17 protein-coding genes are annotated in these 18,224 nt (G+C 62.8%); 12 read left to right on the top strand and 5 right to left on the bottom strand.

The features are described from left to right. From FJ936_RS27910 to FJ936_RS27900, 3 genes are all read left to right on the top strand, one after another. Positions 1 to 531, top strand: coding sequence for an O-acetyl-ADP-ribose deacetylase (locus FJ936_RS27910; protein ID WP_141907234.1), 531 nt, complete (start codon positions 1 to 3; stop codon positions 529 to 531). A gap of 120 nt (positions 532 to 651) precedes the next feature. Beyond that, positions 652 to 1,026 (top strand): hypothetical protein, encoded by a 375-nt coding sequence (locus FJ936_RS27905; RefSeq protein ID WP_181171094.1) that lies wholly within the window; start codon positions 652 to 654, stop codon positions 1,024 to 1,026. Between the two features lie 49 nt (positions 1,027 to 1,075). Further along, complete coding sequence (locus tag FJ936_RS27900) at positions 1,076 to 3,055, top strand: acetyl/propionyl/methylcrotonyl-CoA carboxylase subunit alpha (protein ID WP_140788146.1); 1,980 nt, start codon at positions 1,076 to 1,078, stop codon at positions 3,053 to 3,055. Positions 3,056 to 3,128: 73 nt separating this feature from the next. Here the strand turns inward: FJ936_RS27900 and FJ936_RS27895 are convergent, their stop codons facing one another. Further along, entirely contained in the window at positions 3,129 to 4,250 is a 1,122-nt protein-coding gene (locus FJ936_RS27895) for a branched-chain amino acid ABC transporter substrate-binding protein (RefSeq protein WP_015318602.1), read from the bottom strand. Positions 4,251 to 4,677: 427 nt separating this feature from the next. Further along, positions 4,678 to 4,944, bottom strand: a complete 267-nt coding sequence (locus tag FJ936_RS27890; protein ID WP_010915070.1) for a sel1 repeat family protein — start codon at positions 4,942 to 4,944, stop codon at positions 4,678 to 4,680. A 439-nt stretch (positions 4,945 to 5,383) separates the two neighbouring features. Between FJ936_RS27890 and FJ936_RS27885 the strand changes: the two genes are divergently transcribed. From FJ936_RS27885 to FJ936_RS27870, 5 genes are all read left to right on the top strand, one after another. Further along, positions 5,384 to 5,725: a DUF2147 domain-containing protein gene (locus FJ936_RS27885; protein WP_140618524.1), complete on the top strand. Its 342-nt coding sequence runs from the start codon at positions 5,384 to 5,386 to the stop codon at positions 5,723 to 5,725. Between the two features lie 208 nt (positions 5,726 to 5,933). Continuing rightward, the gene (locus FJ936_RS30630; RefSeq protein ID WP_181171096.1) at positions 5,934 to 6,086 is read left to right on the top strand and encodes a hypothetical protein; all 153 of its coding nucleotides are present in this window, start codon (positions 5,934 to 5,936) and stop codon (positions 6,084 to 6,086) included. 40 nt (positions 6,087 to 6,126) lie between these two features. After that, entirely contained in the window at positions 6,127 to 6,321 is a 195-nt protein-coding gene (locus FJ936_RS27880; RefSeq protein ID WP_140788148.1) for a hypothetical protein, read from the top strand. Between the two features lie 117 nt (positions 6,322 to 6,438). Beyond that, positions 6,439 to 7,899: an AMP nucleosidase gene (locus FJ936_RS27875; RefSeq protein WP_224598323.1), complete on the top strand. Its 1,461-nt coding sequence runs from the start codon at positions 6,439 to 6,441 to the stop codon at positions 7,897 to 7,899. Between the two features lie 146 nt (positions 7,900 to 8,045). Then, complete coding sequence (locus tag FJ936_RS27870; RefSeq protein ID WP_181171114.1) at positions 8,046 to 9,056, top strand: endonuclease/exonuclease/phosphatase family protein; 1,011 nt, start codon at positions 8,046 to 8,048, stop codon at positions 9,054 to 9,056. A 63-nt stretch (positions 9,057 to 9,119) separates the two neighbouring features. Here FJ936_RS27870 and FJ936_RS27865 read toward each other — a convergent pair whose 3' ends face one another. Beyond that, a complete protein-coding gene (locus FJ936_RS27865; RefSeq protein WP_015318608.1) occupies positions 9,120 to 9,716 on the bottom strand; it encodes a DUF922 domain-containing protein in 597 nt (198 codons plus the stop codon). A 138-nt stretch (positions 9,717 to 9,854) separates the two neighbouring features. Next, positions 9,855 to 11,534 carry an electron transfer flavoprotein-ubiquinone oxidoreductase gene (locus FJ936_RS27860; protein ID WP_140788155.1) on the bottom strand — a complete coding sequence of 560 codons (1,680 nt, stop codon included), beginning with the start codon at positions 11,532 to 11,534 and terminating at the stop codon, positions 9,855 to 9,857. A 220-nt stretch (positions 11,535 to 11,754) separates the two neighbouring features. On the opposite strand from FJ936_RS27860, the gene FJ936_RS27855 reads away from it, so the two are divergent. From FJ936_RS27855 to FJ936_RS27845, 3 genes are all read left to right on the top strand, one after another. Further along, complete coding sequence (locus tag FJ936_RS27855; RefSeq protein ID WP_140788158.1) at positions 11,755 to 12,399, top strand: hypothetical protein; 645 nt, start codon at positions 11,755 to 11,757, stop codon at positions 12,397 to 12,399. A 90-nt stretch (positions 12,400 to 12,489) separates the two neighbouring features. After that, on the top strand, positions 12,490 to 13,359 hold the full coding sequence (locus FJ936_RS27850; protein WP_141907233.1) for a uracil-DNA glycosylase: 870 nt from the start codon (positions 12,490 to 12,492) through the stop codon (positions 13,357 to 13,359). A gap of 53 nt (positions 13,360 to 13,412) precedes the next feature. Beyond that, positions 13,413 to 14,216: a helix-turn-helix transcriptional regulator gene (locus FJ936_RS27845; protein ID WP_141907232.1), complete on the top strand. Its 804-nt coding sequence runs from the start codon at positions 13,413 to 13,415 to the stop codon at positions 14,214 to 14,216. Here FJ936_RS27845 and FJ936_RS27840 read toward each other — a convergent pair whose 3' ends face one another. Then, positions 14,217 to 15,182, bottom strand: a complete 966-nt coding sequence (locus FJ936_RS27840; RefSeq protein WP_140618532.1) for a DMT family transporter — start codon at positions 15,180 to 15,182, stop codon at positions 14,217 to 14,219. It abuts the gene before it with no gap. Positions 15,183 to 15,450: 268 nt separating this feature from the next. Here FJ936_RS27840 and pepN point away from each other — a divergent pair, with 268 nt between their 5' ends. Continuing rightward, entirely contained in the window at positions 15,451 to 18,096 is a 2,646-nt protein-coding gene (gene pepN, locus FJ936_RS27835; protein ID WP_140788167.1) for an aminopeptidase N, read from the top strand. Positions 18,097 to 18,224 lie beyond the last annotated feature (128 nt).

Genomic DNA, 18,224 nt, shown 5'->3' with positions numbered 1-18,224 from the left:
ATGAGCAAGGCCCAAGACAGGATCCGCATCCACACCGGCGACATCACGAAGCTGGATGTCGACGCCATCGTCAATGCTGCCAACACCTCGCTTCTCGGCGGCGGTGGAGTCGATGGCGCCATCCACCGCGCGGCGGGTCGTGAGCTCGAGATAGAATGCCGGATGTTGAACGGATGCAGGGTCGGCGACGCCAAGATCACCAAGGGTTACAAGCTGCCAGCTCGACATATCATCCACACGGTCGGGCCGGTCTGGCAGGGCGGCTGCAAGGGCGAAGCCGAACTGCTGGCCTCTTGCTATCGCAGGTCGCTGGAACTCGCGACCGCCAATGATTGCCGTTCGGTGGCGTTTCCCGCGATCTCGACCGGTGTTTACCGCTACCCGAAAGACGAGGCGACCGAAATCGCCGTCTATGAGGTCAATGACTTCATCAAGCACAACGCGCTTCCCGAAATCGTTGTTTTCTGCTGCTTCGACGAAGCGATGGCGGAACTATACCGAGAACATCTGGCAACATTGGGTGGAGATTGAATTTTATAGACCAGGCCTTTCGTTCGCTCACGAAATCGCGAGCTCATCCTGCAGCTCTGGCGGCGCCGGAGAATATTCGCTATCGCTCCTGCTGCACTTTGCAATGGGGATGGGGTGAGAATGAAACGGAAATATTCACGGAATGTGTCTACTTTAATACTTTCGGCATTGCTGCTAACCGCCGCGCATGGCGCGGGCGTGGCCGGATCGTTGGCGGGAAGCGAGGGAGACAAGCGTTTCCCGCCCTATTTGCCACGAAATTTGAAAGATCCATGTACCAAGACCTACAAGGCCTATGTGGCGGCCGGCGGCCATTCGGCCTACGCCACCACGCCCTATGCCCGGATCATGTCATCATACATAATCTGCGGCGGGCATCTGAACGCGCCGTCACAAAAGGCAGCGGAAGAACTGGCTATGAAATCCTGTCTGACCACGCGCGCGCACTACAAGGTAACCACCGGCGGCGCGTGCGAGATCGCCGCTTCGAAATAGGCCGGTGCCTACCAAAATGGCGCCGCCCGATACTGACCCGGGAGGCTCCATGTTCAGCAAAATCCTGATCGCCAATCGGGGCGAGATCGCTTGCCGCGTCATCCGCACGGCTCGCAAGCTGGGCGTGCACACTGTCGCCGTCTATTCGGATGCCGACGCGAGATCCCTGCATGTCGAGATGGCCGACGAGGCGGTCCATATCGGTCCTTCGCCCGTCGGCGAGAGCTATCTGCGCGGTGACAGGATTGTCGCCGCGGCCCTGGCCACGGGTGCGCAGGCCATCCATCCCGGTTACGGCTTCCTGTCGGAAAACCCCGATTTCGTCGACCAGGTGGTGGCGGCCGGCCTCATTTTCATCGGCCCGTCGGCGACCTCGATCCGCGCCATGGGGCTGAAGGACGCCGCCAAGCGGCTGATGGAAAAAGCCGGCGTTCCGGTCGTTCCGGGCTATCATGGCGAGGCACAGGAAATCGTGCTGCTTGCGTCAAAGGCCCGCGAGATCGGCTATCCCGTGCTGATCAAGGCGCGCGCTGGCGGCGGTGGCAAGGGCATGCGCCGCGTCGAGCATCCCGATGACTTTTCCGAGGCACTCTCCAGCGCCCGGCGCGAAGCAAAGGCCGCTTTCGGCGACGACCGCGTGCTGGTCGAGAAATATGTCGACAAGCCGCGCCATATCGAAGTGCAGGTGTTCGGCGACAATTTCGGCAATGCGGTGCATCTCTACGAGCGCGACTGTTCGGCGCAACGCCGCCATCAGAAGGTAATCGAGGAGGCCCCCGCCCCCGGCATGACGCCGGCTTTGCGCAAGGCAATGACCGAGGCGGCGGTAAAAGCCGCCAAGGCAATCAACTACTCCGGCGCCGGCACCATCGAATTCATCGTCGACGCCTCGCAAGGCCTCGAGGCCGATCGCTTCTGGTTCATGGAAATGAACACCCGGCTGCAGGTAGAGCATCCGGTCACCGAGATGGTCACCGGCACCGATCTCGTCGAATGGCAGTTACGGGTCGCCAGCGGCGAAAAACTGCCGAAGACACAGAGCGAGATCACGCTTTGCGGCCATGCTTTCGAGGCGCGCATCTATGCCGAGGATGCGGCCAAGGGGTTTCTGCCGGCGACAGGCACGCTGCACCACCTTAGATTTCCGGACGTTGTCCCCGAAGGCGCCGCGATGCGCATCGAGACCGGCGTGCGGGCTGGCGATGCCATCTCGCCCTACTACGACCCGATGATCGCGAAGCTGGTCGTTCATGCCGGAGACAGACGGCAGGCGCTGGAAGCGCTCCGCACCGCGCTCGCGCAAACCGAGATTGCCGGCTCCACCGTCAACACCGCTTTTCTTGCCGCTCTTGCCGCCGATCCGGATTTTGCGGCTGAAGACATCGATACCGGCCTGATTGGCAGACACCAGGAGGCGTTGACGGCGGTCGCACCGCCGACCGGCGAGATCATCTCGGCTGCCGCCATGGCGGCCTCGGGTGCCGGAGCATTGCCGCCGTCGAACGACCCATGGTCGGCACTCGCCGGCTATGCGCATTTCCACGGCGTGGCGCGGCGCATGCGGCTGACGTTCGGCGATGAAGCCATTCAGGCAAAGATTTCAGTGCGATCGGACGGGCGCTTCCAGGTGGCGCTCGATGCGCCTTATGACAGCACCAGTTCGCATGATATTCGCACCGTTCCCCGCCTCGCCCGCTGGCCTGGCCACATCACGGTGTTCGAAGGCGCCGTCGGCTATACTTTCGCGGTGCCGGACCCCTTGGCCAGGAGCGATGAAGCGGCCACCGGCAGCCTGCGCGCGCCGATGCCGGGCCTGGTCAAGCTTGTGCGCGTGGCGAAAGGCGACGCTGTGATCAAAGGGCAACCTCTGCTGATCCTCGAGGCGATGAAGATGGAGCACACCATCGCCGCCCCGCATGACGGGGTGATCGCCGAGATCGCCGGGGAAGGCGCACAGGTCACCGACGGCGCGGTGCTGGTGCGGTTCGCCGAGGACCAGAACGCATGCACCGCGGCCGCCGGCGGATAGAAGGAGCGACCGCAAACTGAAATGGCCGGGACGAACCCGGCCATTCCCTTGGATTACCCGAGTGCCAGGGCGATTACTGCGCGATCGGCGCGTACTTGCCGTCATGCCACTGGTTGATGTCGTAGCTGGCATTCTTGAGGTCGCCCTTCTCGTCGAAGGTGACGTCGCCGACAACGGTGCTGATCGCCGTGCCATTCTTCAGCGCCTCGGCAACCTTGGCCGGATCATCGCTGCCAGCACGCTTGATGCCTTCGGCGAATGCCTGGACCACGGCATAGGAGAACAGCGTGAAGCCTTCCGGCACGAAGCCGCCGGCCTTGATCTTTTCGACGGCTGCCTTGGCTTCCGGCTTTGCCTGCGGATCCGACGGGAACACGAACATCGTGCCCTCGCCGGCCGGGCCGGCAACCTGCCAGAATTCCGGCGACGCGATCGAGTCCGGCATGATCAGCTGGAACTTGAAATTCTGTTCGGCCGACTGACGCAGGATCAGGCCCGCCTCGGGGTGGTAGCCGCCGAAATAGACGACATCAGCCTTGAGATCCTTCAGCTTGGTGACAAGCGCCGAATAGTCCTTCTCGCCGGGGTTGATGGCGTCATAATAGACCTCCTTGAGGCCACCGGCATTCATGGTCGCCTTGACGGCATCAGCCACGCCCTGGCCGTAAGCGCTCTTGTCGTGCAGGATGACGACGTTCTTGCCGGCGTATTTCTTGGCGATCCACGGGCCGATGAAGGCGCCCTGTGCGTCGTCACGCGTATAGAGACGCATGATCGTCGACCAGCCGGCCTTGGCGGCCGCATCGGTCAGCACCGGGTTCGAGGAAGCCGGGCTCATCATCAGCGCGCCGGCTTCGGCATAGACCGCCGAGGCCGGAATGCTGGAACCCGAGCAGGCATGCCCGTCGATGAACTTGACGCTGTTGGCGACGATGCGATTGGCGACCGACACCGCCTGCTTGGGATCGCACTGGTCGTCCTCGATGTCGAGCTTGATCTGGGAACCGTTGACGCCGCCAGCCGCGTTGATGGCATCGGCGGCGGCCTGTGCGCCCTGCTTGAACTGATCGCCGATGGTGGCGAGCTGTCCGGTCATCGGGCCGACCACCGAGATGGTGATGTCATCGGCGAACGCGACCGGCGCGCTCATCATCAGGCCGAAAATGGCCGCGCTCAAAACACTCATTTTTTTCATGACAATAGAACTCCTCCACTCACGCGCGGCCGCCCGGCCGCGCTTCTTCCAGAGAGGCGGGACAATTTCATCCTTCATCGGACCTGTCTAGGCGCATTGGCGCCACTCGATTGGGCCTGCGCGGCCTCATCCACGCAAAAAGCCACGCCAGCCTTGTTCCGGCCGGTCGTGGCTTTTTTTGCCGGTCAGGCTGTTTCCCCGGCGCCCCCGCGCTGTGAACCCAACCCACCTTCCCTGTCTTCCTGTTGGCCATGATCCTTCCGAAAACCGGAGTCTTCGGGATCATGGTCCGTCGCGCGGCTTGGACCTGTCGGCGTGCCGCATTCTCGTTGTCGATGGCCGTGGCCTGGCTGTCTGCGCAGCCTTTTCCCTGTTGGCCCGACCGTCTTTCTGCGGTCTTGGCCGGAGCGTCCCCGTCTGGCGGAACTCAGTGCATGGTCATCCATTCGCGGGCTTCGCGCAGCGCCTTGGCGATCTCGACCTTCGACATGGCCGCCGAGAGTTCCGAGCGCAACTCGGCGGCGCGGGCCGATCCCTTGATGGCGGCGATGTTGAACCATTTGTGGGCGGCAACGACGTCGGTTTCGCAATCGCGGCCGGTCGCATACATCATGCCCAATTCGAAAAGAATGTCGGCCTGGGCAGTTGCCCCCATGGCGCCGAAGCCTGCTTCAAGCATTTCAAAACGTGCCATTTTTAGTCCCCTGTCTGGCTCCCGAGAGCTGCCTCCGTTCGTCTTGTCCGGGCCGCTCTTTCGATGCTTTCGAGAATGCCGCGCAGGCTTGAATCCGTCGTTAAATGGCGTGCTTAATTTGAGGAAAACAAAGCTAAAACAAGAGGTAAACGCGAAAATTCGTTAAGGATACGAAGCCAGCAATTCAGCTGGTTTTCGCCAAATTTGACGAAAATTTTCGAGCGCGCGGTCAACACTCTGCTAACCCTAGAAAGCAAACACGAGGCGCTGGTCGTTTTCATTTCCGGGCCGACAGGGCGAATTCAGGCGCTTTCGAAATGCCAAAACCTTCCGTCGCGGCACCGCTTTCGTTTTGACGGAAGCTGGATTAGCTTACGTTTGCGTAAGCGGCAGACCGGCGAGGCGGAGCATTCGGCCGGCTATCCAAAGGGAGGAAGACATGTCTCGAAAAGTGAGCCTGGCCCTGGCGGCCACTTTGATCCTGAGCGGCGCGGCGTGGGCCGATCCGATCGAGGGCAACTGGAAAACGCAAGCCGGCGACACCGCTGCCATTTCAGGCAGCAGCTCGTTCTCCATCACGCTCAAATCAGGCAAATATGCCGGCAAGACCATCGGCTCGCTCAAGGCGGCCGGCGACAACAAATACACCGGCAACATCACCGATCCGGCAAATGACAAGACCTATTCGGGCAAGGCAACCTTGTCGGGCGCCTCGCTCAAGATGAGCGGTTGCGTGCTCGGCGGACTGATCTGCAAGAGCCAGACCTGGCACAAACTCTAAGCGACCATTTCCGTGTGATCTCTAAACGGGGCCTGGCGGGCCCCGTTTCCGTTTTGGCGATGAGCAGGCAGCGCTCGGTCGGCATTCTGGTTGCCGCAACCCAGTCAACATCCCTTCAATCAATTTGAACGGCAGATGAACGCCGGCATCAGAGCCGGTTCAGAGGCGTCAGGGCATTCTCATGCGTGTTGAAGGAGACACGGACCCAATGCTTGCTCGCCGCTTCACCATCGTCTGCCTGCTGATGAGCCTGTTTGGAATGTTCTTCGCCATCCTCGTCGCCGAAGCGGGCCGTTCGCGCTCCTGGGACGACGCCACCAGAATGTGCCACCTCGCCTGCCCGACCGATTTTCGTCACTGAAACAGAGAACCCGGACCTCGAAAAGAAAAGCCCAGAGATCATGAACCGCATCGCCGCCAACCTCTCCAAGACCCTCCGGCTCCTGCCGCGGGCGGCGCTCATCCTGATGCTGCTGGCCGCTCCGGTCCTGGCGGTGCCGATGATGCGTGCCGATAGCGGCTCGACGATCGAGGCGCCGGCGCTCAGAAAGTCCGGCGTCGGGTTCGTGCTGCTGGTCAGCCTGCAGCGGGGTTGAAGAAAAAAGGGCGCTTTGAGCGCCTTCGGCGGCGAGCCCCCTCCCAACCGCCCGTCCAAGTCTCTATATTGAGCCATGGAAAAGCGAATCTATCCCCAAGCCATCGAATCTGTCGTCATGCCCGAGCCCTTTGGCCGGCAAAGCTTCGATAACGCCGAAAAGGCCGTTGCCGCGCTGCAGGTGCTCTACGACCGCAATACCAAGTTTCTGCGCGATTCCTTCGCGGCCCTAGCCGCCGGCGGCGACAGCAGCAAGCGCTACCGGGCCTTCTACCCCGAGATCGGCGTCACCACGAGTTCGTTCACCCAGGTCGATTCGCGCCAGGCCTATGGCCACATGCCAACACCAGGTCATTTCGCCACCACGGTTACCCAGCCGGACCTGTTCGAGACCTACCTCATCGAGCAGCTTCGGCTGATCATGCGCAATCACGGCGTGTCGGTAGCCGTCTCGGAATCGACCACGCCGATCCCGCTGCATTTCGCTTTTCTGGAAGGCACCTATGTTGACGGCGCCGATGCCGAACGCATCAAGCGGCCGATCCGCGACCTGTTCGACGTGCCGGATCTCGACGGCACCGACGATCAGATCGCCAATGGCACGTTCGAAGTGGCCTTCGGCGAGCCCCGGCCGCTGGCGCCGTTTACGGCGCAGCGCATCGACTATTCGCTGCACCGCATGACGCACTACACCGCAACCAGCCCGCAGCATTTCCAGAACTTCGTGCTGTTCACCAACTATCAGTTCTATATCGACGAGTTCGTCGCCCGCGCCCGCGACCTGATGGAAAAGGGCGGTGACGGCTACACGGAATTTGTCGAACCTGGCAACGTTATCACCCGGGCCGGGCAGAGCGCGCCCAGCGAAGGCGTAGCGCCACAGCGCCTGCCGCAGATGCCTGCCTACCATCTGAAGAAGCCGAACCATGGCGGCATCACCATGGTCAATATCGGCGTGGGTCCTTCCAACGCCAAGACCATCACCGATCATATCGCTGTGCTTCGGCCACATGCCTGGGTGATGCTTGGTCACTGCGCCGGGCTGCGCAACACCCAGGCGCTCGGCGACTATGTGCTCGCGCATGCCTATGTGCGCGAGGACCACGTGCTGGACGACGATCTTCCGGTCTGGGTGCCGATCCCGCCGTTGGCCGAGATCCAGGTCGCGCTGCAGGAAGCCGTCGCCGAGGTCACCGGCCTGTCGGGCTATGATTTGAAGCGCATCATGCGTACCGGCACCGTCGCCACCATCGACAACCGCAACTGGGAACTGCGCGACCAGCGCGGACCGGTGCAGCGGCTGTCGCAGTCGCGCGCCATTGCGCTCGACATGGAATCGGCGACCATCGCCGCCAATGGCTTCCGCTTCCGCGTCCCCTACGGCACGCTGCTGTGCGTTTCCGACAAGCCGCTGCATGGCGAGTTGAAGCTGCCTGGCATGGCAACCGAATTCTACAAGCGGCAGGTGGCGCAGCACCTGACTATCGGCATCAGGGCGATGGAGAAGCTGGCGGAGATGCCGATGGAGCGGCTGCATTCGCGCAAGCTCCGGAGCTTTTCGGAAACGGCATTCCAGTAGGCGACCGCGAAGCCTCGGCGAGGCAATTCGTCGTCTTGCTCAGACCGCAATTTGGCCGATAAGCAAATCGAACGGACCGACAGGCGGCATTCAGCGGATACAACCTCGCAGACACGACCTCAATGGCAACAGGCGCGCGCTTGAATATGACGGCTGGGCTGGCATTCCTGGCGATGACGGCATTGTCGGCCGCTTTGTTGGCCGGATTTTTCGGCGCACTGCACCCGGCGTTCGATTCCTTCTCGCATTTCCGCATTCATCTCAGCGTGCTGATGGCACTTCTGGCGCTGCCGCTGCTCGCCAGCTCGTTTCGGCTGCAAGCGGCGGGTGGACTGCTTTTCGCCATTTTCTGCCTGGCCACAACGACGGGTGCGCTGCCCAAATGGTGGCCACAACAGGCGGCCGCCAAGCCGACCGGCCAGATCGTCTACAGCCTGCTGCAGATGAATCTGCGCTTCAACAACGCGACACCGAAGAAAGTGCTCTCACTGATCGGCCGCACCAATCCGGACGTGATCACGCTCGACGAGGTGTCGCAGATGTGGACGACCGAGCTTGGCTACATCGCCAGTGCCTACCCCTACCGAATCCTCTGCCCCTACCCAAACGGCATGTTCGGCGTGGCGCTGCTGTCGCGCCGGCCCTTTGCCGCCGACGCCGCGCCGCGCTGCGAGCCGCGCGGCGCGATGGCTATCGCCACGGTCGACTTCGGCGGCACCGATGTCGATGTCGCCGCGATTCATTTGAGCTGGCCCTGGCCGAAGGAGCAATACTGGCAGATCGGCGAACTGGCGCAGCCACTGGCCGCGCTCGGCGAGACCGCGATCATGGCAGGCGATTGCAACGCCGTGCCGTGGAGTGCCGCGGTGCGGCGGGTCGCGGCTCTCGGCGGGCTGACACTCATGCCTTCCGCCGGCCCGACCTGGATCCACCGGACACTGCCGGACTTCCTGCGCCGCTATGCAGGCCTGCCGATCGACCAGGTGTTCAGCAAAGGCGGCGTGACGATCCTGTCTTCGACGCGGCTGGAAGATGCCGGCTCCGACCACCTGCCGCTGCTGGTCGAATTTTTGGTCCGGTCCGATGAGAAACAGCCTGAGGATGGGCACGCCACCGCGCTCGCGGCGCACGATTTGCCTGCTGAGCCGCACGGCTGACGCGTCAACGAATGGAGCACCCGCGCCGCGGCGAAGCGTTGAGATGGCGAACGGATTGCTCGTTCAAGGTTTCCCGATCAAGGCAGCGATCAGATGTTCGACATGGCCGCCATCGCGATGCTCACGCCGATCGAAGGCGTTTTGCCTCGCCTCATATTCTGCATAAACGGCCTTGATGCGAAGCCGAGCCTCGCGGCGCGCCTTGTCGCATGACGGGTCGTTGGCGACCCGCAGGCCAGTTATCGACCTTTCTGTCACGCGCATCATCTCCCTGGCGATGCGCCCATGTGTTTCCTCATGGGCGCGAACACCGGCGAAAAACCTGTTCCAACGCCTCTTCAACGTCGGCGCCATGGGCGAGCCGACGCGAGGGAAGGTGTAGAACAGATTGAGCGTGCCGTTGACCCGCCGCAGCCGGCAGACGCCGTTGTCCTGGCCTCCGCCGAGATCCCAGTCGACCGTATAGGCGGTTGTGGCGATGGCATGCGTCATGAAGCCATGCTTGGGCCCCTTGCTGTCCATCGCGTCGATGAAGGCCGTACCCGAGTTTCCCGTGATGTCGTAGGTCCGCGTCTGGACGATTGCCCTGGTGCCGGCAAAGGCCTCAGGCGCGCACAGTGTCCCGATGACGGCGAGGCATGTCAGAACTGTCCGGCGCATCGGCCTTCTCCTTGTCCCAGGAGAAGGGAACCATAAGCCGGTGATAGTTTCAACGGTTCTGCTGCGCTGCATGCTCTCGCAGCCAGAACTCCGCTGCAATTTTGCTGCCGCGCCCTGGACGGCCCGGCGGCGCAGGGGTCACATGCCCTGGTAGACCGGTCCTTCACCGCCTTGCGGGGGCACCCAGTTGATGTTCTGGTTCGGGTCCTTGATGTCGCAGGTCTTGCAGTGGACGCAGTTCTGCGCGTTGATGACGAAGCGCACATCCTTAGCCTGCGGATCGGCGGCGGCGTTGCCGTCCTTGTCGACCCATTCGTAGACGCCGGCCGGGCAATAGCGTGTGGAAGGTCCGGCAAAGACATCATGTTCCGAGCGTTTCTGCAGGTCCATGTCGCCGACCAGCAGATGGACCGGCTCGTTTTCCTCGTGATTGGTGTTGGACAGGAACACCGAGGACAGGCGGTCGAAGGTCAGCACGCCATCCGGCTTCGGATAGACGATCTTCTTGTGCTTGGCGGCCGGCTCGAGCGTGGCATAGTCGGCCTTGCCGTGCTTCAGCGTGCCGAAGGGCGAGACGCCGAACAGCGTGTTCAGCCACATGTCGAGGCCGCCGAGGCTGACGCCGATAATGGTGCCGAAGCGCGACCACAGCGGCTTGACGTTGCGCACCTTCTTCAGGTCCTTGCCGATGTCGGTCGCCCGCCAGGCATCCTCATAGGCGGAAAGCTCGTCATTGGCACGGCCGGCGCCGATCGCCTCGGCGACATGCTCGGCCGCCAGCATCCCCGACAGCACCGCATTGTGGGAGCCCTTGATGCGCGGCACGTTGACGAAGCCCGCCGCGCATCCCATCAGCGCACCGCCCGGGAACGACAATTTCGGCACCGACTGCCAGCCGCCCTCGGTTATGGCGCGCGCGCCGTAGCCCAGGCGCTTGGCGCCGTCGAACGTGCCCGCGATCGCCGGATGGGTCTTGAAGCGCTGGAATTCCTCGAAAGGCGACAGATAGGGATTCTTGTAATTGAGGTGGAGGACGAAGCCGACCGCCACCTGGTTGTCCTCCAGATGATAGAGGAACGAACCGCCGCCAGTCTTCATGTCCAGCGGCCAGCCGAAGGAATGCTGCACCAGACCCGGCCGATGGTTCTCCGGCTTGACCTGCCAGAGTTCCTTGAGGCCGATGCCGTATTTGCCGGGCTCGCGGCCATCGGAGAGTTTATATCTAGCGATCAACTGCTTGGCCAGCGAACCGCGCGCGCCTTCGCCGATCAGCACATATTTGCCCATCAACGCCATGCCCGGCGCGAAGCCTGGACCATGCGTGCCGTCCTTCTCGACGCCCATGTCTCCGGTGACGACGCCGGTGACGGCACCTTCTTCATTGTAGAGCAGGCCGGCCGCGGCAAAGCCTGGGTAGATCTCGACGCCGAGCGCCTCGGCCTTGCCAGCCAGCCAGCGGCAGACATTGCCGAGCGAGACGATATAGTTGCCGTGGTTGTTCATCAGCGGCGGCATGAAGATGTTGGGCAGGCGGAACGAACCGGCGGGGCCGAGCACCAGGAAATGGTCCGCAGTGACCGGCGTCTTGAAGGGATGACCATCCTCCTCGCGCCAGCCAGGCAGCAACCGGTCGATGCCGATCGGATCGACGACGGCCCCCGACAGGATGTGGGCGCCGACTTCGCCGCCCTTTTCCAGCACGACGACGGAGAGCTCGGGATTGACCTGCTTGAGTCGGATGGCCGCGGCAAGGCCGGCCGGTCCGGCACCGACGATGACCACGTCGAATTCCATGCTTTCGCGTTCGATATCGCTCATCAACCCCTCCGCACTGGCTTGCCGCCGTTGGCGTATCTTGCTGGCTCCTGCGCTGCATAGCGCATCAATTGGCGACAGGAAACCGGCGCATACGTGACAATGCCGATTTGGCCAAAAAGTCGCGCTTTGCGCGGCAGAGAGGCCATTTCCGCGTGGCGCGATCCGCCAGGCTTGCGTTTTTTATTGTTCGACGGCTTGCTTATCGGCCATACTTCCCGCCATGCGCATTCCCGGGCCAGGCGGCTTCTCTTCGACGCGCTTTCCATCAACGCCCGGCCGGGCCTGCCGGGCGCTTATTTTGGCCCTTCTGGCGTTGAGCCCGGGTCATGCCGTCGCGGATGAAGTGAAGGTCTGGGCGACAGGCGCGTACTCGTTCTCCGACGAGCTTGGCGGTTTCCGCATCACCGGAGCCTCCGGCATCGGAACCAAGGACGATCCGCTGGTCATCACCGAAGAGCTGAATTCGGCGACACCCGTGACGCTGACCATCCGCACCACAAAGCCGATCCAGGCATTCGGCAGAGCAGGCGAGTTCGCCAATGGCATCATGTATATGCGCATCGACGCGCTCAACAACAGCGGCCAGGCCTGGATCGAGTTCCAGTTCGAGCTTCAGGAAATACTGGACCAGCCAAGCGTGTTCGGAGACGGGCTTTCGTTCGACCAGCGCAACAAGACGCCCGACAATATCTGGTCGAGCAATTTCGCCGATTTCGACCGCGATTTCGAGCCCTATGACCGGCTGCTGTTCAAAAACGGCAAGGTGGACCCGCTGAAGACCGCCAGCTTCGAATTCCTGATGACCGACTACACGCCGCGATGGACCTTCTATTTGGTTCAGGATCCACGCATACCCACTGGCTAGACCGCGACCTCGCCTTGGCAAGCGGGATTGGCTGCCGCGACCGACTTCGCCGAGGTTGCAAATTAATCCCGCCCGGACGATGGTGCGGCCATGACTGCCGCCTCTCCCAACAATCCGGTCGATTTGGCCGATCTGCTCGCCTTCTATGCCAGCGCGGGTGTTGACGAGGCGTTGGAGGATGCGTCGGTCAATCGGTTCGCGGAGGCCGTGCCGAAGCCGGCGGAGCGCACGCCGGCGGCGGCGCCACGCGAAAGCAAGGTACCGGAGCCGGCCGCGGGTCCACCGCGCCTCGATGGGCGCTCCGTGCCGGATGCTCCGGCCCCGCGCCCGCCCACCTCGGCCGTGCCCGACGAAGCGCAGGCGGCGCTGGCACGCCAACTGGCAATGACGGCGACGACCCTGGACGAGCTGCGCCAGCACATGACCGCTTTCGAGGGCTGCAATCTCAAGGCGACCGCCAAGAACCTGGTATTCGCCGACGGCAACCCGCAAGCGGCTGTCATGCTGGTCGGTGAAGCCCCAGGCCGTGACGAGGACATTGAAGGACTGCCCTTCGTCGGCCGCTCGGGCCGCCTGCTCGACCGGATGCTGGCTGCGATCGGCCTCGACCGTAGCTCGGTCTACATCGCCAACGTCATTCCCTGGCGCCCACCCGGCAACCGCACGCCGACGCCGCACGAGACCGAGATCTGCCGGCCGTTCATCGAGCGTCAGATCGAGCTGGTCAATCCCAAGGTGCTGATCAATCTCGGCGGCCCGTCGGCCAAGACCTTGCTCAACACCTCGGAAGGAATCCTGCGGCTGCGCGGCAACTGGCGCGTCCACACCACGGGTTCCGGCATTGCCATTCCAGCCATGCCGACACTGCACCCGGCCTATCTCTTGCGCACCCCCGCGCACAAGAAGCTCGCATGGCGGGATTTTCTCGAAGTGAAGGCGAAGCTGCGGGAAGTGAGCTAACGATGACCTTGCAGGTAATTGAAATACATTCAGCGTCAGCCTAGTCGTCCTGCATGACAACGCCCCAAACCTCCGCCGGTAGCCTGATCCGCGAATGGCGCACGCGACGTCGCATGAGCCAGCTCGACCTCGCCATGGAGGCCGAGATCTCGCAACGGCATCTCTCCTTCGTCGAAAGCGGTCGTGCCGCGCCCTCGCGCGACATGGTGCTGCATCTGGCCGAGCAGCTTGCGATCCCGCTGCGGCAGCGCAATCAATTGCTGCTGGCCGCGGGCTTCGCGCCGAGCTTCAGCGAACGGCCGCTCACCGACACGACGCTGGCACCGGCAATGGCGGCGGTCGAGATGGTGCTCAAGGGGCATGAGCCGTTTCCGGCATTGGCGGTGGACCGGCACTGGAACCTGGTTGCGGCGAACATGGCGATCGGGCCATTCCTGGCCGATGTTTCCGAGCCCTCTCTGCTCCAGCCACCCGTCAATGTGCTGCGGCTCAGCCTGCACCCAGGTGGTGTCGCGCCACGGATCGTGAACCTCCAGGAATGGCGCACCCACCTGCTCGAACGGCTGAAACATCAGAACGATGCCGCCGGTGACCCGGTGCTGGTGGCATTGGAGCAAGAGCTTCGCGGCTACCCCTCTGGCCTGCAGAGCAGCCGGCCGGCGCCGGTCGAGCCGAATGCGATCGTGCATCCGCTGCGGCTTGCCCATGGCGACACGGTGCTTTCCTTCATCAGCACCATCACCGTGTTTGGCACGCCACTGGATGTCACCCTTTCGGAACTGGCGATCGAATCCTTTTTCCCGGCCGATGAGCAGACACGGGCGATGCTGGTACGCTTGGCGAAGGAACGGTCCTGATCACCCTTGCGGCAGCGCAGCTTTGCGGGTGCGCGTCCGTTCCAGACCCAGCTGCCGTTCGCGCCAGATGATGAAGATGCCGGCGGCGACCACGATCACGCCACCGACCAGCGTGCCGGGCGAGGTCACGTCGCCGAAAACGAAATAGCCGACGACGACGCCGAGGATCATCGAGGTGTATTCGAAAGGCGCCACGACCGAGGCTTCGGCATGACGATAGGCCGCGGTCATCAAAATCTGGCCGAGCCCGCCACAAAAGCCGGCGAGGATGAGCAACGTGGCTTGTATTGGCGTCAGCGACTGCCAGCCGAAGGGCAGCGTCAACAGCGAGAGCACGCTCGCCGTCGACGAGAACCATAGCACGATGGTCGCCGTCTTCTCCGTCTGCACGAGATTGCGCACCAACAGCATGGCGACAGCGGAGATTGCCGCGGCCGCCAGCGCGGCCATGACGCCCAGGACCTCCTGGTCGTCGAGACCTTCATCCGAATTGAGCAGCGTCAGCTCCGGCCAGGAAATGACGAGCACGCCAATGAGGCCGATCGCGACAGCGCTCCAGCGATAGACGCGGATCGTCTCGCCAAGGAAGACCGAGGAGAACACCACGACCAGCAGCGGCTGTGCATAGTTCAGGGTGATCGCCTCGGGAAGAGGCAGCCTGGTGAGCGCGAAAAAGCCGAGCCCCATGGCACCGACGCCGACGACGCCACGCGCGACGTGGTTGAAGGGACGTTTCGTGACGAATGCCGTGGCCAGATGTCCCTTCAACGTCAGGAAGACAATGATCGGGAAGATGGCGAAGAAGGAACGAAAGAAGACGATCTGCCCGGCAGGCACATCGCCTGCCGCCTTGATACAGGTTTGCATGCCGACAAAAACCGCCACGGAGACGATCTTCAGCACGATGCCTCTCAGGGTGCCGTGGCCGCCCGTCGTCTCTGGTTGCGCCCCCGCTCCTGATGTCACTTTGGCAATGCGTCTCTGCCCGCGGTCGAGGGCACGCTACGGTTCTCGAAATGGCAGAACGGGAAATTGTCGGCGCGCCGAACGAAAGCGCCCATCCCGAATTTCGGTGTGACGGCCGTCATGACTGCCTCGCGACAAGGAAAGGATGACCTGAATTAGGCCCTGCCGCAGTTTTGTCGAGGGAGTGTTTCGTGTAAAGAGCGCGGACTTCGAATTTTTGGGCCGGTCAGATCATGTCCGGTCCCGGAAAGACAGGAAAAGCCAGGGAATGCGCACCGATACAGGTCAGGTCTTCAAACTCGAGGACTATCGCCCCAGCGACTACCTCATTCCGAAAACCAGCCTTGAATTCCGTCTTTCGCCGCAGGCAACGGTCGTCACCGCGATACTGACCGTCGAACGCCGCGAGGACATATCCACGTCGGCTCCGCTGGTGCTCGACGGCGATGGGTTGACGCTCAAACGCGTCGAAGTCGACGGCAAGGTGGTGAGACCGGCGGATCTGCTGGCGAGCCCCGACCAACTGACCCTGCTCAAACCGCCGGCGGCACCTCGTTTCCAGCTGCTGATCGAAACCGAACTGGCCCCAGCCGGCAACGAGGCCTTGATGGGCCTTTACCGCTCGGACAACGTGTACTGCACGCAATGCGAGGCGGAGGGTTTTCGCCGCATCACCTATTTCCTCGACCGCCCCGATATCCTGTCGGTCTACACGGTGCGCATCGAGGCGCGACGCGACGAAGCGCCGCTGCTCCTGTCGAACGGCAATCCGGTCGAGAGCGGCGATCTCGCCGAAGGCTGGCACTACGCCACATGGCACGACCCCTTCCCCAAACCATCCTATTTGTTCGCGCTGGTGGCCGGCAATCTCGGCCAGGTGGCCGACAATTTCGTCACCATGTCCGGCCGCAAGGTCGAGCTCGGCATCTATGTCGAGCCCGGCAAGGAGGCGCTCGCCGGCTACGCGATGGACGCGCTGAAGCGGTCGATGCAATGGGACGAGGAGGCGTTTGGCCGCGAGTACGACCTCGACGTCTTCAACATCGTCGCCGTGTCGGACTTCAACATGGGCGCGATGGAGAACAAGGGCCTCAACATCTTCAACGACAAATACGTGCTGGCCGACCAGGAGACGGCGACGGACGCCGATTTCGCCAATATCGAGGCGATCATCGCGCATGAATATTTCCACAATTGGACAGGCAACAGAATCACTTGCCGCGACTGGTTCCAGCTTTGCCTGAAGGAAGGGCTGACGGTCTTCCGCGATCATGAATTCTCCGCCGACCAGCGCTCGCGCGCGGTCAAGCGCATAGCCGAGGTGCGCACGCTGCGGGCCCACCAGTTTCCCGAGGACCAGGGCCCGCTGGCGCATCCCGTGCGGCCGCGCCGCTACCGCGAGATCAACAATTTCTATACGGCGACGGTCTACGAGAAAGGCTCCGAAGTGGTGCGCATGATCCGCACCATTCTCGGGGCCGAGGTCTTTCGCGCCGGCATGGACCTTTATTTCGAACGCCACGACGGCGAGGCCGCGACCATCGAGGATTTCATAAAGGTGTTCGAGGACGCGTCCGGCCGCGACCTGTCGCAATTCGCGCTATGGTATCATCAGGCGGGCACACCCAACCTGACGGTAAGTTCGACGCACAATCCGGCCGCACAGGAATTCACGCTTGAGATCGAGCAGTCGGTGCCGCCGACCCCCTCCGAAAGCCGCAAGCGGCTGATGCATATCCCGCTCGCCTTCGGCCTGATCGGCGCCGGCGGCAAACCTGTCGCGTATAGCGGCGTCGAGGGCGCCAACGTCGAGGACGGCGTCATCCATGTCCGCAAGCGTCGCCATGTGGTGCGTTTCTCGGGCGTGGCCGAGCGCCCGGCGGTGTCGCTCAACCGTGGCTTTTCGGCGCCGGTGACGCTGTCGGCCGAGCAGAAGGCGGCCGACCAATACTTCCTCGCCCGCCATGACAGCGACGCCTTCTCGCGCTGGCAGGCCTTCAACACGCTGTTGACCGATGCTCTGATCGCTGCCTTCCGCCAGATCCTTGGCGGCAAACAGCCGGACTTCGCCCCACGGCTGACCGAGCTTGCCGGCAGCATCGCCAGCGACGAGACGCTGGAGCCAGCCTATCGGGCCCTGGCCCTGGCGCTGCCTGGAGACGCCGACATCGCCCGCGACATCGGCAAGAACATCGATCCCGACGCCATCCATGCGGCCCGACAGGCGCTTGCGCTGGCGATCGGCATGACCAATGGCGAGGCATTTTCCGGCCTCTACGACAGCCTTGCCGACAAGAGCGCTTTCAGCCCCGACGCGGCGAGTGCCGGACGGCGCGCCTTGCGCAACATTCTGCTGGATTATCTCTCGCTGCTACCAGGTGGAGCGGCGTTGGCGGCCGGGCATTTCCAGTCCGCGAGCAACATGACCGACCGGGCGGCCGCATTGGCCGTGCTTGCGCATCGCCACCACGGATCGCCGGAGGCAAGCAAGGCGCTGGCGGCTTTCGAACAGACATATGCGTCGGACCCGCTGGTGATGGACAAATGGTTCCAGATCCAGGCCAGCGTGCCTGGCCCGCAGGCGGTGGAGACGGTTCGCGCCCTGACCGCTCATCAGGGCTTCTCGATGGGCAATCCGAACCGGGTGCGCTCGTTGATCGGCACATTCTCCAGCGCCAACCAGACCGGCTTTCACCGCGCCGACGGCGAAGGCTACCGCTTCTTCGCACGGACGGTGCTCGAGGTTGAAAAGCGCAATCCGCAAGTGGCGGCAAGACTGGCAACCGCGCTCAGATCATGGCGCTCGCTCGAACCGGGCAGGCAAGCCCAGGCCCGGGAAGTGCTGGTTTCGATCGCCAATGCCGAAAACCTGTCGGCGGATCTGCGCGACATCGTCGAGCGCACGTTGGCTTAGGCGCTCCCGCCTTCTTCCCTGCGGGAGAAGGCCGGGTTCTAAAAAGCCCATTATTTTAGTCGATTTTTAATCTTTTTTCGCCCGACCACTGGACAAGGCGAATCACCTTTGATTCTTTAATGGCGATT

The sequence above is a fragment of the Mesorhizobium sp. B2-4-13 genome (assembly GCF_006658535.1).
Lineage (GTDB): Bacteria > Pseudomonadota > Alphaproteobacteria > Rhizobiales > Rhizobiaceae > Mesorhizobium > Mesorhizobium australicum.
Note: the sequence above shows the minus strand (reverse complement) of the source record. Positions and strands in the feature narration are given on the sequence as shown.